The following is a 16,222-nucleotide window of genomic DNA, read 5'->3' as shown; positions in this document are numbered from 1 at the left end:
AGCGAAGTAATTCTCACCTTGGCGATCGCATTATTGCAGAATACTTGTAGAGTGAGTGAATAACGTCACGACTTTAAATGCTTTGTTAGTCTTGCTCTTCTATAGGTTCTGCAATTTCTGGCTCTGCTGCAAAATTGCTGTTCATCCAGTTCAGTAAGGGTACCAATAATAAAAGCATACAAGCAGAATACAGATCACCGCCCCAACTATCGTGTAACCATTTAAATGCGGCTTCGTTACCTGTGCCGTGAAAGTAACTGAGGAAGGTGTTACGAATAATATTGGCAGTCACGCTAATAACAATAGCAATACATACAAACCAAACACTAATCCGGCGTGAAGCCAATGCACCAGTCCAATACAGTAACATTAAGCTGACGTAGAGAGTCGTAAACAACATTTTTAGCCCCGCGCAATAGGGTGCTACTTCCACAATGCGTCCGCTAACATAAATATTAATTTCATCAACGGTAACTTGCATCCCAATTTGATTGAGGATGAATCCGGCTGTACCAGCGATAAAACTTTGCAAGGGTAAGGTGTAAGGAACCAATAGATATGGAACAAAAGTGGGGGTTGCCAAAAATAATAGTATCAAGGGAAAACTTTGTAATCGCAAGCCGACTACGCCCTTAAACCACAGACACAATCCTATGAGAATGATGGGCAAAGAAAGGTTAACCCACTCGGCGATACCGCTAAGATAAAACACTCCGCCGATTAAAAGCAAAAAAGCACCCATAGGATGAGTGCTGTCTGGTAAACGTTGCCACTGTTTGCGATTCAACCAACTCAGGTAAGCTGCAAACGGTAAACCAATAATTCCGTGGCTAAAATACTCGTGTTCGATACTGATACTTTTATTTAACCAACCATCAAGCCAGTGCAGCAATATCGGCACATAAAGTAATCCCAAAACGCCTAAAATTGCTATGCTCAGTAATTGTTGTGTGCTTCTAATTTGAATGTGTTGCGGAAGTGCCATGATTTTAAGTCATTAAAAAAGAATTCAGAATTCAGAAGTCAGAAAATCCAAAGATGAGGTGCGAATCTTTGATTGTTGATTCACCCATCAGGAGTTAGAAATTCAATGATGAATTCTGGCTCCACTTGGTTGACGCTGACGGCGTTCGCGGAGGGTCTTATAAAGAAGCCTGACTCCTGAATTCTTGGTTGTTAAACGGATAACAACTGTTGTTGTTCGCCACTCATAATTGATGTAATCTCTGCCACGACTTCTTTAATTTGACTACTACTTAAACCAGGATACATGGGTAAAGATAATATTTGCTTGGCGAGTTTTTCCGATTGGGGAAAATCTCCCTGTTGATAGCCTAAGTAGGTAAATGCTGGTTGCAGATGGCAAGGAATGGGATAGTGAATTCCGGTTTGAATTCCGGCTGCGGTAAGTTTGTCTTGAATTTGCTGGCGTTCAACCGAACAAGTATCATCAATTTTAATGACGTAGAGATGATAAACGTGTCCGGCACTACTGTGATTTTGAATAGGGATAATGCCAGCTGCTGCTAAAGGGGCTAATTCTGTATCGTACTGTTGGGCAATGGAATTGCGATCGCCATTCCACTGTTGTAAATGAGGTAACTTTGCCAGCAACACTGCTGCTTGCAAGGTATCTAAGCGGCTATTAGTCCCTGGTTCGACATGAACATATTTTTGGGCTGCACCGTAGTTGCGTAAGCGCACCATCTTTTGGGCAATCTCTGGATTTTTGGTGATGAGCATTCCGCCATCGCCAAAAGCCCCTAAATTCTTACTGGGGTAAAAGCTAAAAGCCGCAGCAATACCCACAGAACCAGCCCGATAACCTTCCCGTTCAGCTAGGTGCGCCTGGGCTGCATCTTCAAAAATTAATAGTTTGTGGGTAGCTGCAAAATCTAATAATTGTTTTGGTGATACCATCTGCCCATATAAATGTACAGGAATAATCGCTTTAGTCTGGGCAGTCACTACCTTAGCTGCTGCTGCTAAATCAATTAAGGCTGTCTGAGGATCGCAATCAACAAGAATTGGTTTAGCGCCAACACGTAATACTCCGATTAATGTGGCAACAAAGGTGTTGGCTGGGAGAATGACTTCATCACCCACACCAATATTGCAAGCTTGTAAACCCAGAGCGATCGCATCTGTTCCTGATGCCACACCCACACCATATTCTGCACCAGATGCTATAGCAAATGCTGTCTCAAAATCTGCAACTGCTTTACCTAAAATGAAGTCTCCCCGATTTAATACACCACTAATTGCTTGTTTTAATTGATTTTGAATTGGTTGATGTTGTAAATTTAGGTCTACAAAAGGAACTCTCACAGCAATTTTATTCATTGATAATTTCGCCTCAAATTTTAGGTGTCAAATATTTTCAAGAATCTGTTTAAACATAAACTTTAAACGATTTTTCTTTGTAAACCATCAGTAAATTTTTGATATTTTTTTCTACAAACAGCTTGTTTTAAATGTGGGTAGCACATTTAAAACAAGCTGTTTATTAATAGAAAACAACTTTAAATATGAGCATATTTTTCGTTCAAGCTGTAATGTCCACAACATAAAAATAAGTTTTTGAATAACTTTTCCACATTGCCCACCTACGATTGATTATTGCCATAAATTAACTGGTGTAATATTTAACCTAATAAAAATATCAAAAATGCTCAAGCTGTGATGAAATTAGCAGCCGTGATTATACGTAAAAGTTAGATTTTAAATCAACAATGCTTGCATAAGTATGACAAAAACTCCTATTTTTCCTTTATGTATAGAACTAATACTGAAACAATACTTTTATACAAACTCTAAGATTAGATTACCCTGGTGAAGTTTAAAACTAACGTTGCTTGACATTAAAACTTTGAGTAATCTAGACATTCTACTAGATCACCGTATTTTCCACAGTTGTATAAAATTTCTATGCAATTATTGTTTGTCGAGGGCAAAATTGGGGAATGCTTAACAATAGGAAACCATAACCCGGAAACAGTGGTTATATATATTACAATATCGACGAATTATCAAGGTAGCGGTGGCAATGGTAGAGCCTGAAAACAAATTATTTGCTCTTAAGGATGGTTGGGCTTCTCAGGAAACGAGAGAACAACAGCGCCTTACAGTGCTGTCAGAACTAGGTTTGCGGCAACCCGAAACAATACCTGTCTTTGAGGAAGCTACTCAAACGGCAGCCCATTTTTTGGAAGCACCAATTTCCATACTGGGATTTGTGGATCAGGAACGTCACTGGTTCAAATCAGCAGTAGGTTTATCTAGACTGGGATTGATGAATCATTTAGCGCAAAGCCGTCAGTTGTTGCGCCGAGAATCTTTCTGCACTCAAGTAGTAGAAACTTGTAGAGAGTTAGTAATAACTGATACGCACAAATATAGTAATAATACTATTATCACTAGTAAATTAGTCCAGGAATATGGCATTCGCGCTTACTTAGGAGTGCCATTAATTGATTCTTCCGGGCATTGTTTAGGTGCCTTGGCAGTTATGGATTTGGCTCCGCGCGAGTTTAAAAATCGAGATATTGAATTTTTACAAATCATTGCTCGTTGGAGCATGAGTGAATTTGAGCGTAACCGACTCCTTCAAAATAGACCAGAAAAAAGCAATCATAAAAGTACGGGTACTTTGTTCATCAATGAAGAACCCAACAATGGACTAAAACTAACATCAGCAAGTTTAGAAAAAGAATCACGTTCTACTAGACAACTAAAACTAGAACTATTGGGGCAACTGACGCAAGAGTTACGCACGCCTTTAACATCTGTACTAGGTATGGCTAGTGTCTTAGGTAGAGAAATTTATGGGCCTTTGACAACTAAGCAAAGAGAATATCTAGAAATTATTCAACACAGCGGGCGCTATTTACTTTCTTTAGTTAACGAGATTACTGAATTAGGAACAGTCGATGAAAATTCGCAGACACTAAACCTAGCTCCCGTAGACATTGAAATGTTATGCCAACAAGCTATCAATAGTCTAGAAGAGCCTGCTAATCGTCGAGAGCAAGATATTCGCCTGTCAATAGAACCTGGGCGTGGGCGCATTTGGCCTTTAGATAAAGACAAAGTGCGGCAAATAATTTATCACATGGTTTTCAGTGTGATTCAATTATCGGCTACAGGTAGTATTGTAAGGATTCACGTCTCTTACAAGGAAAACACACTTAATATTACTGTTTGGGTTTCACATCCTTGGTTGGGAGATGGTATCACCGAAGTTGATCCCTACTTTCGTCTTCATCCCTTATCTCTGCTGGAACTTGCCAATGAAGCAGCATCTTACAGTACCTATTCTACAAGCCAAGATGAGCTAGGTGGTTTATCAATCACATTAGAACAATCGCCTAACTTAAATGATTCTTACTCAGATTTGTTAAATGTGAACTCTGATATGGAGTTAGTTAAGAGTAATAATGGTTTGTCCCGCGAAAGCTTAGGTTTGTTGTTAAGTTGCCAGCTGGCAGAATTGCATGGTGGACAAATTTCGATCCAAGGTTCAGCAGAATCAGGACACCGTTATGTACTTTCTTTACCATTACAAACTGCTAATACTACGGAAGTAGTGAATGAGATTTAATCACTAGCTGCTTTTTTGAGTTTACCCAACTACTGATTTATTCCCTTCAATCAGCATCATCTGATAAATCATCACTAATATCACGAGGCAGAAGTAAAAATATAAAAACCTTAAATTTCAATTTTTTGCCCATTTTTTAGATGAGATATTCCTAATTTTCGCTGAGATGGAATAGTGCCTTTGCACGAAAGCATCTTTACTAAATTTGCAATCTTTGTTGTTACCTGTTTATAATCACCGGCATTATGATTAAGTGCAAGTTCTGCTTGTGCAGATCTGCTCATTAAATGCAGCGTGTTTTATGAATTTAGTCTGGCAACGATTGACTTTATCTGATTTACCACTCAAAGAATACTTGGCAACTAGCTACCTACGCCGTTGTTCAGTTGGTTTGTTCAACTCGTGGCGGCAAAGCAGTATTCTGATTCAGTGGGCAGACATAATTGCAGCTGCCTTAATCAGCTTAATTTATGTTCTGGCCCCTTTTGTTTCGAGTACATTGATCGGTTTACTGCTGACAGCATGTGTAGCATTTTGGTTATTGTTGACTTTATCTGATGAGCCAATACCAGCCAATCCTCCGTTAGTTACGCCGATTCACTTGTTGGTATTGCTTTATTGGGGAATTGCTGTAGTCGCTACAGCATTATCACCAGTGAAAAAGGCCGCTTTGAATGATTTGGTGACATTAACACTATATTTATTGCTGTTTGCCCTGTGTGCTAGGGTACTCAGGTCGCCACGTCTGCGAACTTGGATTATTACCTTATATCTACATATATCGCTAATTGTTAGTGTATATGGATTACGGCAATGGTTTTTTGGCGCTGCCCAATTGGCTACATGGGTAGATCCGGAATCACCTTTGTCTAAGACAACCAGGGTTTATAGTTATTTGGGTAATCCTAATTTGTTAGCTGGGTATTTAATGCCAGCTGTAGTTTTGAGTTTAGTAGCTATTTTTGCTTGGCAAGGTTGGGTCAAAAAAGCTTTAGCATTAACAATGCTAATTGTGAATAGTGCTTGCTTAATTTTGACTTTTAGCCGTGGTGGGTGGATTGGGCTAGTCGTAGCAATTTTAACAGCGATCGCGTTATTGGTTTATTGGCACAGTCTAGAACTACCTCGTTTTTGGCGTACTTGGTCACTGCCGATAATTTTGGGAGGTACACTAGGAGTCTTGCTCCTAGCAGTTATATTTGTGGAGCCAGTGCGTATAAGGATTTTTAGTATTTTTGCCGATCGCCAAGATAGCAGTAACAATTATCGTCGCAATGTTTGGGATGCTGTTTTTGAAATGATTCGCGATCGCCCTATCATTGGTATTGGCCCTGGTCATAATACTTTTAATAAAATCTACCCCCTTTACCAACATCCTCGTTATAGTGCTTTAAGCGCTTACTCCATCCTCCTGGAGATAGCTGTAGAAACTGGCTTTGTTGGTTTAGCTTGTTTTTTGTGGCTAATCTTAGTCACCTTTAATACAGCCTTTCTCCAACTGCGGAGATTACGAGAATCGAGCAATATTCAAGGATTTTGGTTAATTGGTGCTTGTGCTACTTTGCTGGGGATGTTAGCTCACGGTACAGTAGACACTATTTGGTTCCGGCCTGAAGTCAATACCCTTTGGTGGTTGATGGTCGCTTTAATTGCCAGCTATTGGATACCACTAAATCAAAATTACAACCAACAAATTAATTCCTCTAACCAAGAGTCTGCAACTAGTTAACAGTGAAAAATGGGCAAGTTAAAGTGGAAACTTGCCCATTTGAGTTTTCCAGAAAATCAAAATCACCTAAGTCTCATTCTCAAATTTTTTGAATTATGTTTTGTTGCACTAGTCCCTGTAGCTCGTAGTCCCAGGAGCGTTAGGATCACGATAACGGGTCGGTTCATCGTTCTGCTTTCTGCCAGCTAAACCCCCCAGACCTAGCAGACCAAGTAATCCTAGCCAACCCCAATCAAAATCATTGCGATCGCTAGTAGTTGTCCGTGGTGCATCACCAGTGGTAGTAGTGTTGTCCTGAGCTTGTACAGGCAATGTTAAAGGCACAATTGCCATCCCTAATGTTAGTACTCCAGCGCTAACAGCTTTAGCAAGGTTGCGTTTCATGATGAAGTCCCTTATTGGTTGCAAAGTTACCCACCACTCTATCGAGTCCTAATGCGGCCAGAATCAATCTGTAGCTATAAACTAGGTTTTTTATCAACTAACACTGAAGGTATAGCAAGGTGCTGTTAATATTCGCGGGGCATTTAACTCATATTGAGTAAATATACTAGTCTCAAGCCCCTCTTGTGAGCAATGACTCTGGACTATGTATGGACTCTTTAATAATTTTTCATTGCTCTTTGAATATCGCGTTGATCTTGGCGGCGTTTGATATCATCTCGCTTGTCATGGAGTTTTTTACCTTTACCAAGGGCAAGACTCACCTTTACCCAACCTCGCTTGAGGTACATTTTTAAAGGTACGAGTGTCAAACCCTGTTGTTCTACTTTGCCAATTAACTTACGAATTTCCTGACGATGCAGTAGTAGCTTACGCGTCCGTCGCGGTTCATGATTGAAATATTGCCCACTAGCATTGTATGGAGAAATATGCACGTTGAGTAACCATAGTTCCCCATCACGAATCAAACCATAACCATCTTGTAGATTTACCTTACCGGCACGAATGGACTTAACCTCTGTTCCCGTCAACTGAACGCCAGCTTCATAGGTTTCCAAGATTTCATACAAATAACGGGCTTGACGGTTGTCGCTAATAACTTTGTAACTGTCGCTTTTTTCACTCATTGATATTTTTAGAAGTTTAAATGTATTGCAAAAATCGTTTAGACGACCTTGTGAATTTATAGAGGCATATTAAACTACTATAAATTAATTATTAGCTGAATATCAGTGTTATCCTATTAATCTAGCTTTTTATAACCATCAATTAAAATGTTACTTGCTGCGCTATCTGCTGCATTATCATGAGTAAAGTCAATATTATTTACATTATGCTGAGTGATTACTCTAGATTAATTGAGTGTTGTTAAGAATTACAAAAGTCTCTATGCCTGACAAGCACTAGCTATGAAACCTACGTTAAACTGCTTGAGCTACTCTAATGATTTAAGATTTTCTTTATAAATTCCCCATCGGACAGTCATTAGCTGGTAATCCTGTCATAGTATGAAACATAAGAACACTATTATTGCCTGTGTTCACTGAAAAAGCTCGTAGAAGCAAATTTCTAAGTAACAAAAATGCTAGGGGTGTACTGTCCATGCCCTTGACGATCCTTGTGGTGGATGACGATCTGGGCACTCGTCTATCTATTAGTGATTATCTTGAACTGTCTGGCTACTCGGTGATCACAGCTAATGACGGTCAAGAGGCTTTGGCAATGGTAGAAGAATATCGTCCTGATTTAATTGTCACTGATATTGTAATGCCACGAATGAATGGCTATGAACTGGTACGCAGGGTGCGTCAACAACCAGGATTCCGCTTATTGCCTGTAATTTTATTAACAGCACGGACAAAAACCCAAGAGAGAATTCTGGGTTATCAATCGGGGTGTGATTTATACTTACCAAAACCATTTGAGTTAGAGGAGTTAGCAGCGGCGATTCGTAATTTGTTGGAGCGATCGCAAATTATTCAATCAGAGTACCGGGTTTCCTATAAAGAAAATGTCACTACTTCTACCCCAGGAACAGCATTAGAAGCGCATAACCCTGTATTTACCCATCTGGATAAACCTGAGTTTTTCTCATCCTTAACTTCCAGAGAACAAGAAGTTCTCGAACTGCTGACTCATGGCTTGTCAAATGTCGAAATGGGCCAGCAGTTACACCTGAGTCCAAGAACAGTAGAAAAATACGTTAGTAGTTTATTAAGAAAAACCGCTACCAGTAACCGGGCTGAACTGGTAAGGTTTGCAATTAAACATGGTTTAGTAGAATAGCTGTTTTGTGTTACTTGAGAAGGCAGAAGGGTTATTTCGCGTGATCTAACAAGGATGCTTAGTGCTGCGCCGCACAAATTAAATTTTTTGGCCTTCGTTGATCAAGCAATGATAGAGCTTTAACCTTTTGCTAGAAGTATAGCTGTAGCCAAGCTAGTTAGGACATTGGTAAGCGATAAAACTGACAATCAAAGACTTTTAACTCTGTTACCTGTCACCTGTTACCTATTCCCTATCCCCTATCCCCTGCTATAAAATAAATTTCTTTCCTCCTACCCTCTGCCTTTCTTCAGTTAATCAAGCTTATATTTGCTGCTTGGTAATCTTCTCAAGTAGACCTTCACAAGCATCAACTAGTAAATCTATGACTTGATTAAACCCCTCTACTCCACCATAGTAGGGATCTGGAACTTCCTTAAGGTTATGTTGAGTGCAAAATTCACACATTAAGCGCACTTTGCCGTGATATTTGCCGGTTGGGTCAAGAGTGAGAATATCGTTGTAATTATCTTGATCCATTGCCAAAATCAGATCAAACTCTTGAAAATCTGATTTGGCAAACTGTCTGGCTCGACCACGTAGTTGAATTCCTAATTTAGCCGTCGCCGCCGCGCTCATCCGTCGGTCAGGCGGACTACCAATGTGATAGCTAGATGTACCAGCAGAATCACAGAAGATACTACCACTTAATCCAGCCTGATCAATCAGATGACTCATGATGTTCTCTGCGGAGGGCGAACGACAAATGTTTCCCAAACAGACAAACAACAGCTTGTAGGGCATAAGTATTTTTTGTCCTTTGTCACTTGTCATTTGTCAATAGTCACTTGTCATTCGTTTCAACTAATGACTAATGACTAATGACCAATGACTATTGACTAAAATCCAGGTAATTCAAGTCCACTGGTCAATTCTTCCATACGTTCCCGCATTGTTGCCGTGGACTTGTTGTAAGCGTCTTTCATTGCCACTGTGATGAGATCAGAAAGTAGTTCTGATCCTTGTGCTAAGGCATCAGGAGAAATTTCTACTCGCTTTGGTTCTTGGTTTCCGCTGACAATCACCTTAACCAGACCACCACCAGCTTCTCCTTGAATTTCCATTTGCTCCAATTCTTCTTGGAGTCGCTTTGCGCCTTCTTGAACTTGCTGTGCTTTTTTAAAGGCTTCGGCTAGTTCTTTCATTTTTCCTAAGCCAAAGCCAAATCCTTGTCCTTTACCTGTCATAATGATTGTCCGCGTGTGCTTTCAATAACAAATCAAATTCAATTATAGATGCGGGCGGTAATTTGCCACTTTTGTTACTAATAATTAACGCTAGAGATGAGGAATGAGGGACTAGAGACTAGGAAGTAGAAATAATGTAATTGAATATAGCTGCTCATGAATTAAATTTTTCACTGGCCCCTAGTCCCTAACCTCTAACTCCTGATTATCCACAAGCTGCCTGAAACTCACCCATCATTTTGACTTCTGGCTCTAATAAAATTGACCAGTGTTCTTGTACTTTTTGTTGGATGTGTCGAATTAAGCAGAAAATATCACTAGCTTTGGCTCCACCACGATTGACAATAAAATTGGCATGGAGTTGAGCTACTTGTGCGCCACCAATTTGATAGCCTTTGAGACCTGTTTGTTCAATTAACCAGCCAGCAGTATAAGGTTTGGGGTTACGGAACACGCTACCACAACTAGGAAAGTTGTAAGGTTGGGTGGAAAGTCGATGCTGCTTGTGTTGTTTGGTTAATGCTAAAACTTTGGCTGGATCAGCACCTGGTTGCAATTGCAAAGTTGCTTGGGTGATAATGCGATCGCTACCTTGAAGTAATGAAGTCCTGTAGCTATAACCCAATTGGGCGGGGGTGAGAGTTTCTAGTTTGCCATCGGGTGAAAAGACTTCTGCACTCACTAAGATATCTGCAATGCAGCTATTATGTGCGCCGGCATTCATAACTACAGCACCACCTACAGTGCCGGGAATACCAACAGCCCACTCTAAGCCTTGCCAGCCCAGTTGTGCGGCTTCCCATGCTAGGCTAGGAATAGATTCTCCAGCCGCTACTGTTAATAAACCTGTCTCTGGGTCAAAATGACTGTGGCGAAGATGACGTGTGGCAATCACTAAGCCTGGTAAACCGCGATCGCTCACCAGCAGGTTAGAACCTGCACCTAAAGTTGTTACTGTTAAATTATGTTCTTTTGCGTAATTCAAGCTTGCTTGTAGTGCTTCTAAGTTGCGGGGCGCAACATACCATTCCGCTGCTCCCCCTACTCTATAGGATGTGAATGCAGACAACGAAGCTTGTGGCTTGATAATACAATCTGTACCTGGTAAGTAAATTATTTTGCTATCTGATGATTTATCTGATTCTTGTTTCTGTGTAGGTGTAGCAGAAACTGTGCAGATGTTTCCAGCTGCCTGGGAGATTTTCATTGTGACATCAATTTTGTGAAATTTTTACATTTTTCTGCCGCAAAAATACAGCAATAGTTATAAATTGATCTGGCCGTTCTTCAACGGTCTTAGGATGTGGCTGTAGCAGCTTCGCAAAGAGTAGTAATGACTTCAGGAATTACTTGATTTAAATTGCCCGCACCCAGAAATAGTGCTAAGTCTCCAGGACGTAGCGTCTTCAGCAAGAAATCGCATACTTGGGGTAAGGTTGGTTGATACACCACTTGTGAGTGGAACTTACTAACGGCTGCGGCTAACTGCTCACCACTGATTTGTCCTAAGTTAGGTTCGCCTGCACTGTAAATATCAGTTAGTACAACTAAATCAGCATGAGCAAACGACTCAGAAAATTCTTCTAAAAATGTCAGTGTGCGGCTATAGCGATGGGGTTGGAAGATAGCCACAACTCTTTGTCCTGGTCTAGCTTGAAGACGTGCAGCCGCCAGAGTAGCACGCAGTTCACTAGGATGATGGGCATAGTCATCAATAAATGTAATGCCATCAACTTCTCCGCGAAACTCAAAACGTCGTCTTGCACCTTCAAAGGTGGCAATAGCTTTGGCAATTTCACCAAATTCTAAATTTAAAACTCGACCGACAGCAACTGCTGCTAAAGCATTACTCAGGTTATGACGGCCTAGTAAGCGCAACTTTAACACACCTAAAGCTTTACCGCGTTCCCAAACTAGTGCAGTCGTGCCATCGTGACGATAGTCAATATTAGTAACGCTATAGTCAGCATTAGTATCTGGATGTAGACTGTAGCTGATTGTAGGTTGCAGGCGATCGCGCACTGTCTCACAATCAATACTACCAATTAAAGTCTTACAACCCCGCGCAAATATTTGGAAAGTATCAACTACTTCTTCTAATGTTTCGTAGTGGTCAGGATGATCTAGTTCAATATTAGTGATAATGCCAATCTCAGGTGCGTGTTTCACTAAGGAACCATCAGATTCATCTGCTTCTGCTACTAGATATTGGCTTTCGCCTAAGCGAGCATTACCTTCCCAAGCATTAACTTCACCTCCTACCAAAATTGTGGGGTCTAAACCAGCTTGTAGAAGCATATAACCAATCATACTACTGGTTGTAGTTTTGCCATGAGTGCCTGCTACAGCAATACTTTTATAATCAGCAATCAAAGCAGCTAGTACATCTGAACGATGTAATATTGGACAACCCAATTCCAACGCAGCTTTATATTCTAAATTATTAGTGTTAATTGCAGTTGAACAAATTACTTGAGGTAATGAGAACTGAGTAGGAGCAGTTAATAATTCTTGTGAACTTAATGCTGCTTCATTCGTCATTACCTTGGGATGAAAGAATTCAAGATTACTTGCTTCTTGCTTACCAAAAATATGTGTACCGATAGATTCCAACTTGCGCGTAATATGATTTGGACGAACATCTGAACCTGATACTGGCAATTTACGCTTTGCCAAAACGTATGCCAGAGCAGACATACCTATGCCACCAATTCCAATGAAATGGAATGGTCTACCGCCAAAATCCACAGCATTACTCATTGATTACTCCTCTTACACCACACCATATTCACAAATGACACGCGTATCATAACAGGAATTTGTTTTTTACCGTAAATTTTTCTACACCTTTTTTATGCTGGCTGTCTGAGAGCTTTTCCGCTTTCGTTATGCGGATTGAGAATGATTTTACCTTTGTAGGAGGTTTTTGCTATTTCTGAACTATTTTTAAGATTATTCTGCAAATTTCCACTGCATCGGGAAAGAAATTCATGTAATGACAAATACATAATTTTTAGATTCCTGACTGGTAACGGCTACGATAATACATTCGTAACCAAATCGCTTTTAAATTTCATCAAGCTAAGGCATGAATTGAGTACAATAATACATTGATAGTGAAATTGTGTTTCAAAGGTATAAAGCTTAGGCTTGATCGGATGCAGCAACTGGCAATTTTTGGTGGCACATTTGATCCAATTCATTGGGGACACTTGCTCATAGCCGAAACGGCTTTGAATCAGCTATCCCTAGATCAAATAATTTGGGTACCATCGCTCAATCCTCCACATAAACAAGCAGCACCATTTGAGCATCGAGTCAAGATGCTACAAATAGCTACAAAAGAAAACCCAGCTTTTACGGTTTCCTTAGTGGATACCAGTCGCTCTGGAACTTCTTATGCAATCAACACTTTGATTGACTTATCTGCTATTTATTCAAATACTCGCTGGTACTGGATTGTGGGTTTGGATACTTTCCAAACGTTACCCCGTTGGTACCGTGGACACGAACTAGCACAAATGTGTGATTGGTTGATTGCGCCCCGACAATTAGATAGGGATAGAGTTCAAAGCGATATAATCTGCCAACAAGTGGAGCAACAACTCAAACAGCAGTCACTTACCATTCACTGGCAATTCTTGAATATACCCTTAGTAGGAGTTTCGTCAAGTCTTATTCGCAAACTTTTTTGTGAAAGTCAATCTATTAAGTATTTAGTCCCTGAGTCGGTTAGATTCTACATTACGACTCACAACCTCTATTCAGAAAAATCTGAATAAAATATATATTTTTTTTTGGATCTAACACTTTATAGTTATTAATACTCCCCTCCTTTGCGATATGATTGGGGTCAAAGATATCAACTTATAGGCATAAATACAGAGGGCAAGACACTGTGATTAGAGTCGCAATCAACGGTTTCGGGCGCATCGGGCGTAACTTTGCACGTTGTTGGCTAGGTCGGCAAAATAGTAATATCGACCTTGTAGCTGTCAATGACACATCAGATCCTAGAACAAATGCTCACCTCCTAAAGTATGACTCAATGCTTGGGAAGTTAAAGGATGTTGACATTACCGCAGATGATAACTCTATCATCGTTAACGGAAAAACCATTAAATGCGTATCTGATCGCAATCCAGAAAACTTGCCCTGGAGAGAATGGGGAATTGACCTGATTATTGAAGCAACTGGGGTATTTACTAGCAAAGAAGGAGCGTTAAAGCACGTAAATGCTGGAGCCAAAAAGGTTCTCATTACCGCTCCTGGAAAAAATGAAGATGGTACTTTTGTGATCGGCGTGAATCATCACGATTACGATCACAACATACATCACATTATTAGTAATGCCAGCTGTACAACCAACTGCCTAGCTCCCATTGCCAAGGTACTAAATGACCGATTCGGCATTATCAAAGGTACAATGACTACAACCCACAGCTACACCGGAGACCAGCGTTTGCTAGACGCTTCTCACCGCGATGTGCGCCGGGCAAGAGCAGCAGCCATCAATATTGTACCCACCTCGACAGGTGCAGCAAAAGCAGTGGCGCTAGTAATTCCGGAACTCAAAGGTAAGCTGAATGGCGTTGCCTTACGTGTACCAACCCCGAACGTCTCAATGGTAGATTTCGTTGTTCAGGTTGAGAAGCGTACTATTACGGAAGAAGTGAACCAAGCTCTCAAAGATGCCTCAGAAGGTTCACTAAAAGGTATCTTAGACTACAGTGAACTCGAATTGGTATCTTCAGATTACCAAGGCACTGATGCTTCTTCAATTATTGATGCTAACCTAACTTTAGTAATGGGCAGTGACTTAGTAAAAGTTATGGCATGGTATGACAACGAGTGGGGTTACAGCCAACGTGTTCTGGATTTAGCAGAATTAGTAGCCGTGAAGTGGCAATAATTTGGTATCTGTACAATGGTTAATAGTTTTTACTATTGACTCTTGACATTGGACTATAGCCTAAAATGTTGAAATCCCTGACTAAGGCTAAGAACTTGGTCAGGGATTTTTTCATGCTCATCATGTAGTAATACGTCTGAACCAGATGTAATGGTTCCAATAATTGCTGCATTTTGGCTCAAATGTTGTACTAAAGTATTTGCTTGTTCTTTTGGTAAAAACAGAACTAATTCAAAGTCTTCACCACCGTAGAGAGCATATTCTATTGCTTGTTCTGGTTTTAGCCAATGCTCAAAAGATACTGGTAAGGGAATTTGATGGCGTTCTAACACAGCACCAACACCACTGGCGTGGCAAATTTGTAAAACTGCATCTGCTAAACCATCACTACTATCCATCCCTGCGATGGATAGTGGGGAGGGACTTAAAATATTCCAAAGAATTGGTAAGACATCTAATCGTGGTTGAGGGCGTTGATGGGTTTTGATGAGAGCAGTCTTGTCTGCGTTAGTGAGGTTTTGTCCTAATTGAGGGTGCAAAAGCAATTGTAAGCCAGCATGGGAGGCTCCATGAACTCCTGTGACAACGATCGCATATCCCACTTGAGCAGCAGAACGGCGGATAATTCGTTGGGGATCGACTTGACCAAAAGCGGTAATTGAAATAGTTGTCACAGGCGATCGCACTACATCACCGCCAACAATTGGGGTATTGTATTTTTGCAGGCATTCTGCCATTCCTTGGTAAAGCCGCTCAACCCAACTGACTTGTAAATCGCCAGGAAGCCCCAACCCAACGGTAATACCCAAAGGAGAAGCCCCCATTGCTGCTAAATCTGATAAATTAGCGGCTGCGGCTCGCCAACCTGCATCCTCTGGGGAAGTGGTAGCATCACTGAAGTGTACGCCATCAACTAAGACATCTGTTGTTACTACTAAAGATTTTCCTGGCACAGTTACCAACACTGCTGCATCATCCCCAATCATTTCTGCGGGACAAAAGCTTTGTAATTTTGCTAACAGGCCTTGTTCGCCAATATCTTTAATTGTTGTCATTAGTTATTGGTCAGGAGGGAGAAAGATGACACTTCAGACTTCACGCTTCAGTTACGATAATGGTATCGTCTAGGGGGATGTTGGGATGGTCACTACACCAGTAACAAAACTCACATTTGAAGAGTATTTAACTTATGATGATGGCAGTGGTTTTCACTACGAGTTAGTGGATGGCAGGCTGGAATTAATGAATCCCCCAACGATTGAACATTTCTTAATTGTCGAATTTTTAGCTACCTTATTTAAAGCAGAAATTCAGCGTTTAAGTTTACCTTGGTTAACTTTTCGGGAAACTGGGACGAGAACAGGAAGAAATAAGTCTAGGTTAACTGATTTGTGTGTAGTAAGTAGAACGAGGCGAAAAAACCAAACTATGTAAAGATAAGTAAATACGTACAATGCGTCTACAAAGGTAACAGCAATATGGGTAGCCGTTTAAGGGTATTTCTGACTAGAGAGCAAGATAAAACT

Annotated in this window: 14 protein-coding genes and 1 pseudogene; 6 read left to right on the top strand and 9 right to left on the bottom strand. The window is 40.6% G+C overall.

All coding sequences use genetic code 11. The features are described 5' to 3' along the window. Positions 1–85 precede the first annotated feature (85 nt). Positions 86–985, bottom strand: a complete 900-nt coding sequence (gene crtB, locus IQ244_RS17985; RefSeq protein WP_193896497.1) for a cyanoexosortase B — start codon at positions 983–985, stop codon at positions 86–88. Positions 986–1,176: 191 nt separating this feature from the next. Further along, on the bottom strand, positions 1,177–2,343 hold the full coding sequence (locus IQ244_RS17980) for a DegT/DnrJ/EryC1/StrS family aminotransferase (RefSeq protein ID WP_193896495.1): 1,167 nt from the start codon (positions 2,341–2,343) through the stop codon (positions 1,177–1,179). 703 nt (positions 2,344–3,046) lie between these two features. On the opposite strand from IQ244_RS17980, the gene IQ244_RS17975 reads away from it, so the two are divergent. Beyond that, complete coding sequence (locus IQ244_RS17975; protein WP_193896493.1) at positions 3,047–4,600, top strand: GAF domain-containing sensor histidine kinase; 1,554 nt, start codon at positions 3,047–3,049, stop codon at positions 4,598–4,600. Between the two features lie 301 nt (positions 4,601–4,901). Continuing rightward, positions 4,902–6,329 (top strand): IctB family putative bicarbonate transporter, encoded by a 1,428-nt coding sequence (locus tag IQ244_RS17970; protein WP_193896491.1) that lies wholly within the window; start codon positions 4,902–4,904, stop codon positions 6,327–6,329. 108 nt (positions 6,330–6,437) lie between these two features. Here the strand turns inward: IQ244_RS17970 and IQ244_RS17965 are convergent, their stop codons facing one another. Further along, complete coding sequence (locus IQ244_RS17965) at positions 6,438–6,713, bottom strand: WGxxGxxG family protein (protein WP_193896490.1); 276 nt, start codon at positions 6,711–6,713, stop codon at positions 6,438–6,440. 218 nt (positions 6,714–6,931) lie between these two features. Next, entirely contained in the window at positions 6,932–7,399 is a 468-nt protein-coding gene (smpB, locus tag IQ244_RS17960) for an SsrA-binding protein SmpB (RefSeq protein ID WP_193896487.1), read from the bottom strand. A 475-nt stretch (positions 7,400–7,874) separates the two neighbouring features. Here smpB and IQ244_RS17955 point away from each other — a divergent pair, with 475 nt between their 5' ends. Further along, positions 7,875–8,558: a response regulator transcription factor gene (locus IQ244_RS17955; protein WP_193896485.1), complete on the top strand. Its 684-nt coding sequence runs from the start codon at positions 7,875–7,877 to the stop codon at positions 8,556–8,558. Between the two features lie 303 nt (positions 8,559–8,861). On the opposite strand, the gene IQ244_RS17950 is transcribed toward IQ244_RS17955, so the two are convergent. The 4 genes from IQ244_RS17950 to murC all read right to left on the bottom strand — a co-directional run bounded on the left by IQ244_RS17950 (position 8,862) and on the right by murC (position 12,544). Next, entirely contained in the window at positions 8,862–9,341 is a 480-nt protein-coding gene (locus tag IQ244_RS17950; protein ID WP_193896595.1) for a low molecular weight protein-tyrosine-phosphatase, read from the bottom strand. Between the two features lie 95 nt (positions 9,342–9,436). Beyond that, complete coding sequence (locus IQ244_RS17945) at positions 9,437–9,784, bottom strand: YbaB/EbfC family nucleoid-associated protein (RefSeq protein ID WP_015113098.1); 348 nt, start codon at positions 9,782–9,784, stop codon at positions 9,437–9,439. Positions 9,785–9,989: 205 nt separating this feature from the next. Beyond that, positions 9,990–10,991: a UDP-N-acetylmuramate dehydrogenase gene (gene murB, locus IQ244_RS17940; RefSeq protein ID WP_193896483.1), complete on the bottom strand. Its 1,002-nt coding sequence runs from the start codon at positions 10,989–10,991 to the stop codon at positions 9,990–9,992. An 89-nt stretch (positions 10,992–11,080) separates the two neighbouring features. After that, positions 11,081–12,544, bottom strand: coding sequence for a UDP-N-acetylmuramate--L-alanine ligase (gene murC, locus IQ244_RS17935; protein WP_193896481.1), 1,464 nt, complete (start codon positions 12,542–12,544; stop codon positions 11,081–11,083). Positions 12,545–12,942: 398 nt separating this feature from the next. On the opposite strand from murC, the gene nadD reads away from it, so the two are divergent. Further along, positions 12,943–13,566, top strand: coding sequence for a nicotinate (nicotinamide) nucleotide adenylyltransferase (gene nadD, locus IQ244_RS17930; protein ID WP_193896479.1), 624 nt, complete (start codon positions 12,943–12,945; stop codon positions 13,564–13,566). A gap of 116 nt (positions 13,567–13,682) precedes the next feature. Beyond that, entirely contained in the window at positions 13,683–14,696 is a 1,014-nt protein-coding gene (locus tag IQ244_RS17925) for a type I glyceraldehyde-3-phosphate dehydrogenase (protein WP_193896477.1), read from the top strand. A 53-nt stretch (positions 14,697–14,749) separates the two neighbouring features. On the opposite strand, the gene thiL is transcribed toward IQ244_RS17925, so the two are convergent. Then, the gene (thiL, locus tag IQ244_RS17920; RefSeq protein ID WP_193896475.1) at positions 14,750–15,751 is read right to left on the bottom strand and encodes a thiamine-phosphate kinase; all 1,002 of its coding nucleotides are present in this window, start codon (positions 15,749–15,751) and stop codon (positions 14,750–14,752) included. A gap of 85 nt (positions 15,752–15,836) precedes the next feature. Between thiL and IQ244_RS17915 the strand changes: the two are divergent. Further along, positions 15,837–16,115: pseudogene (locus IQ244_RS17915) on the top strand (Uma2 family endonuclease); the annotation flags it as partial. Positions 16,116–16,222 lie beyond the last annotated feature (107 nt).

Source organism: Nostoc sp. LEGE 06077, from assembly GCF_015207705.1.
Classification (GTDB): Bacteria; Cyanobacteriota; Cyanobacteriia; order Cyanobacteriales; family Nostocaceae; genus Nostoc_B.
Note: the sequence above shows the minus strand (reverse complement) of the source record. Positions and strands in the feature narration are given on the sequence as shown.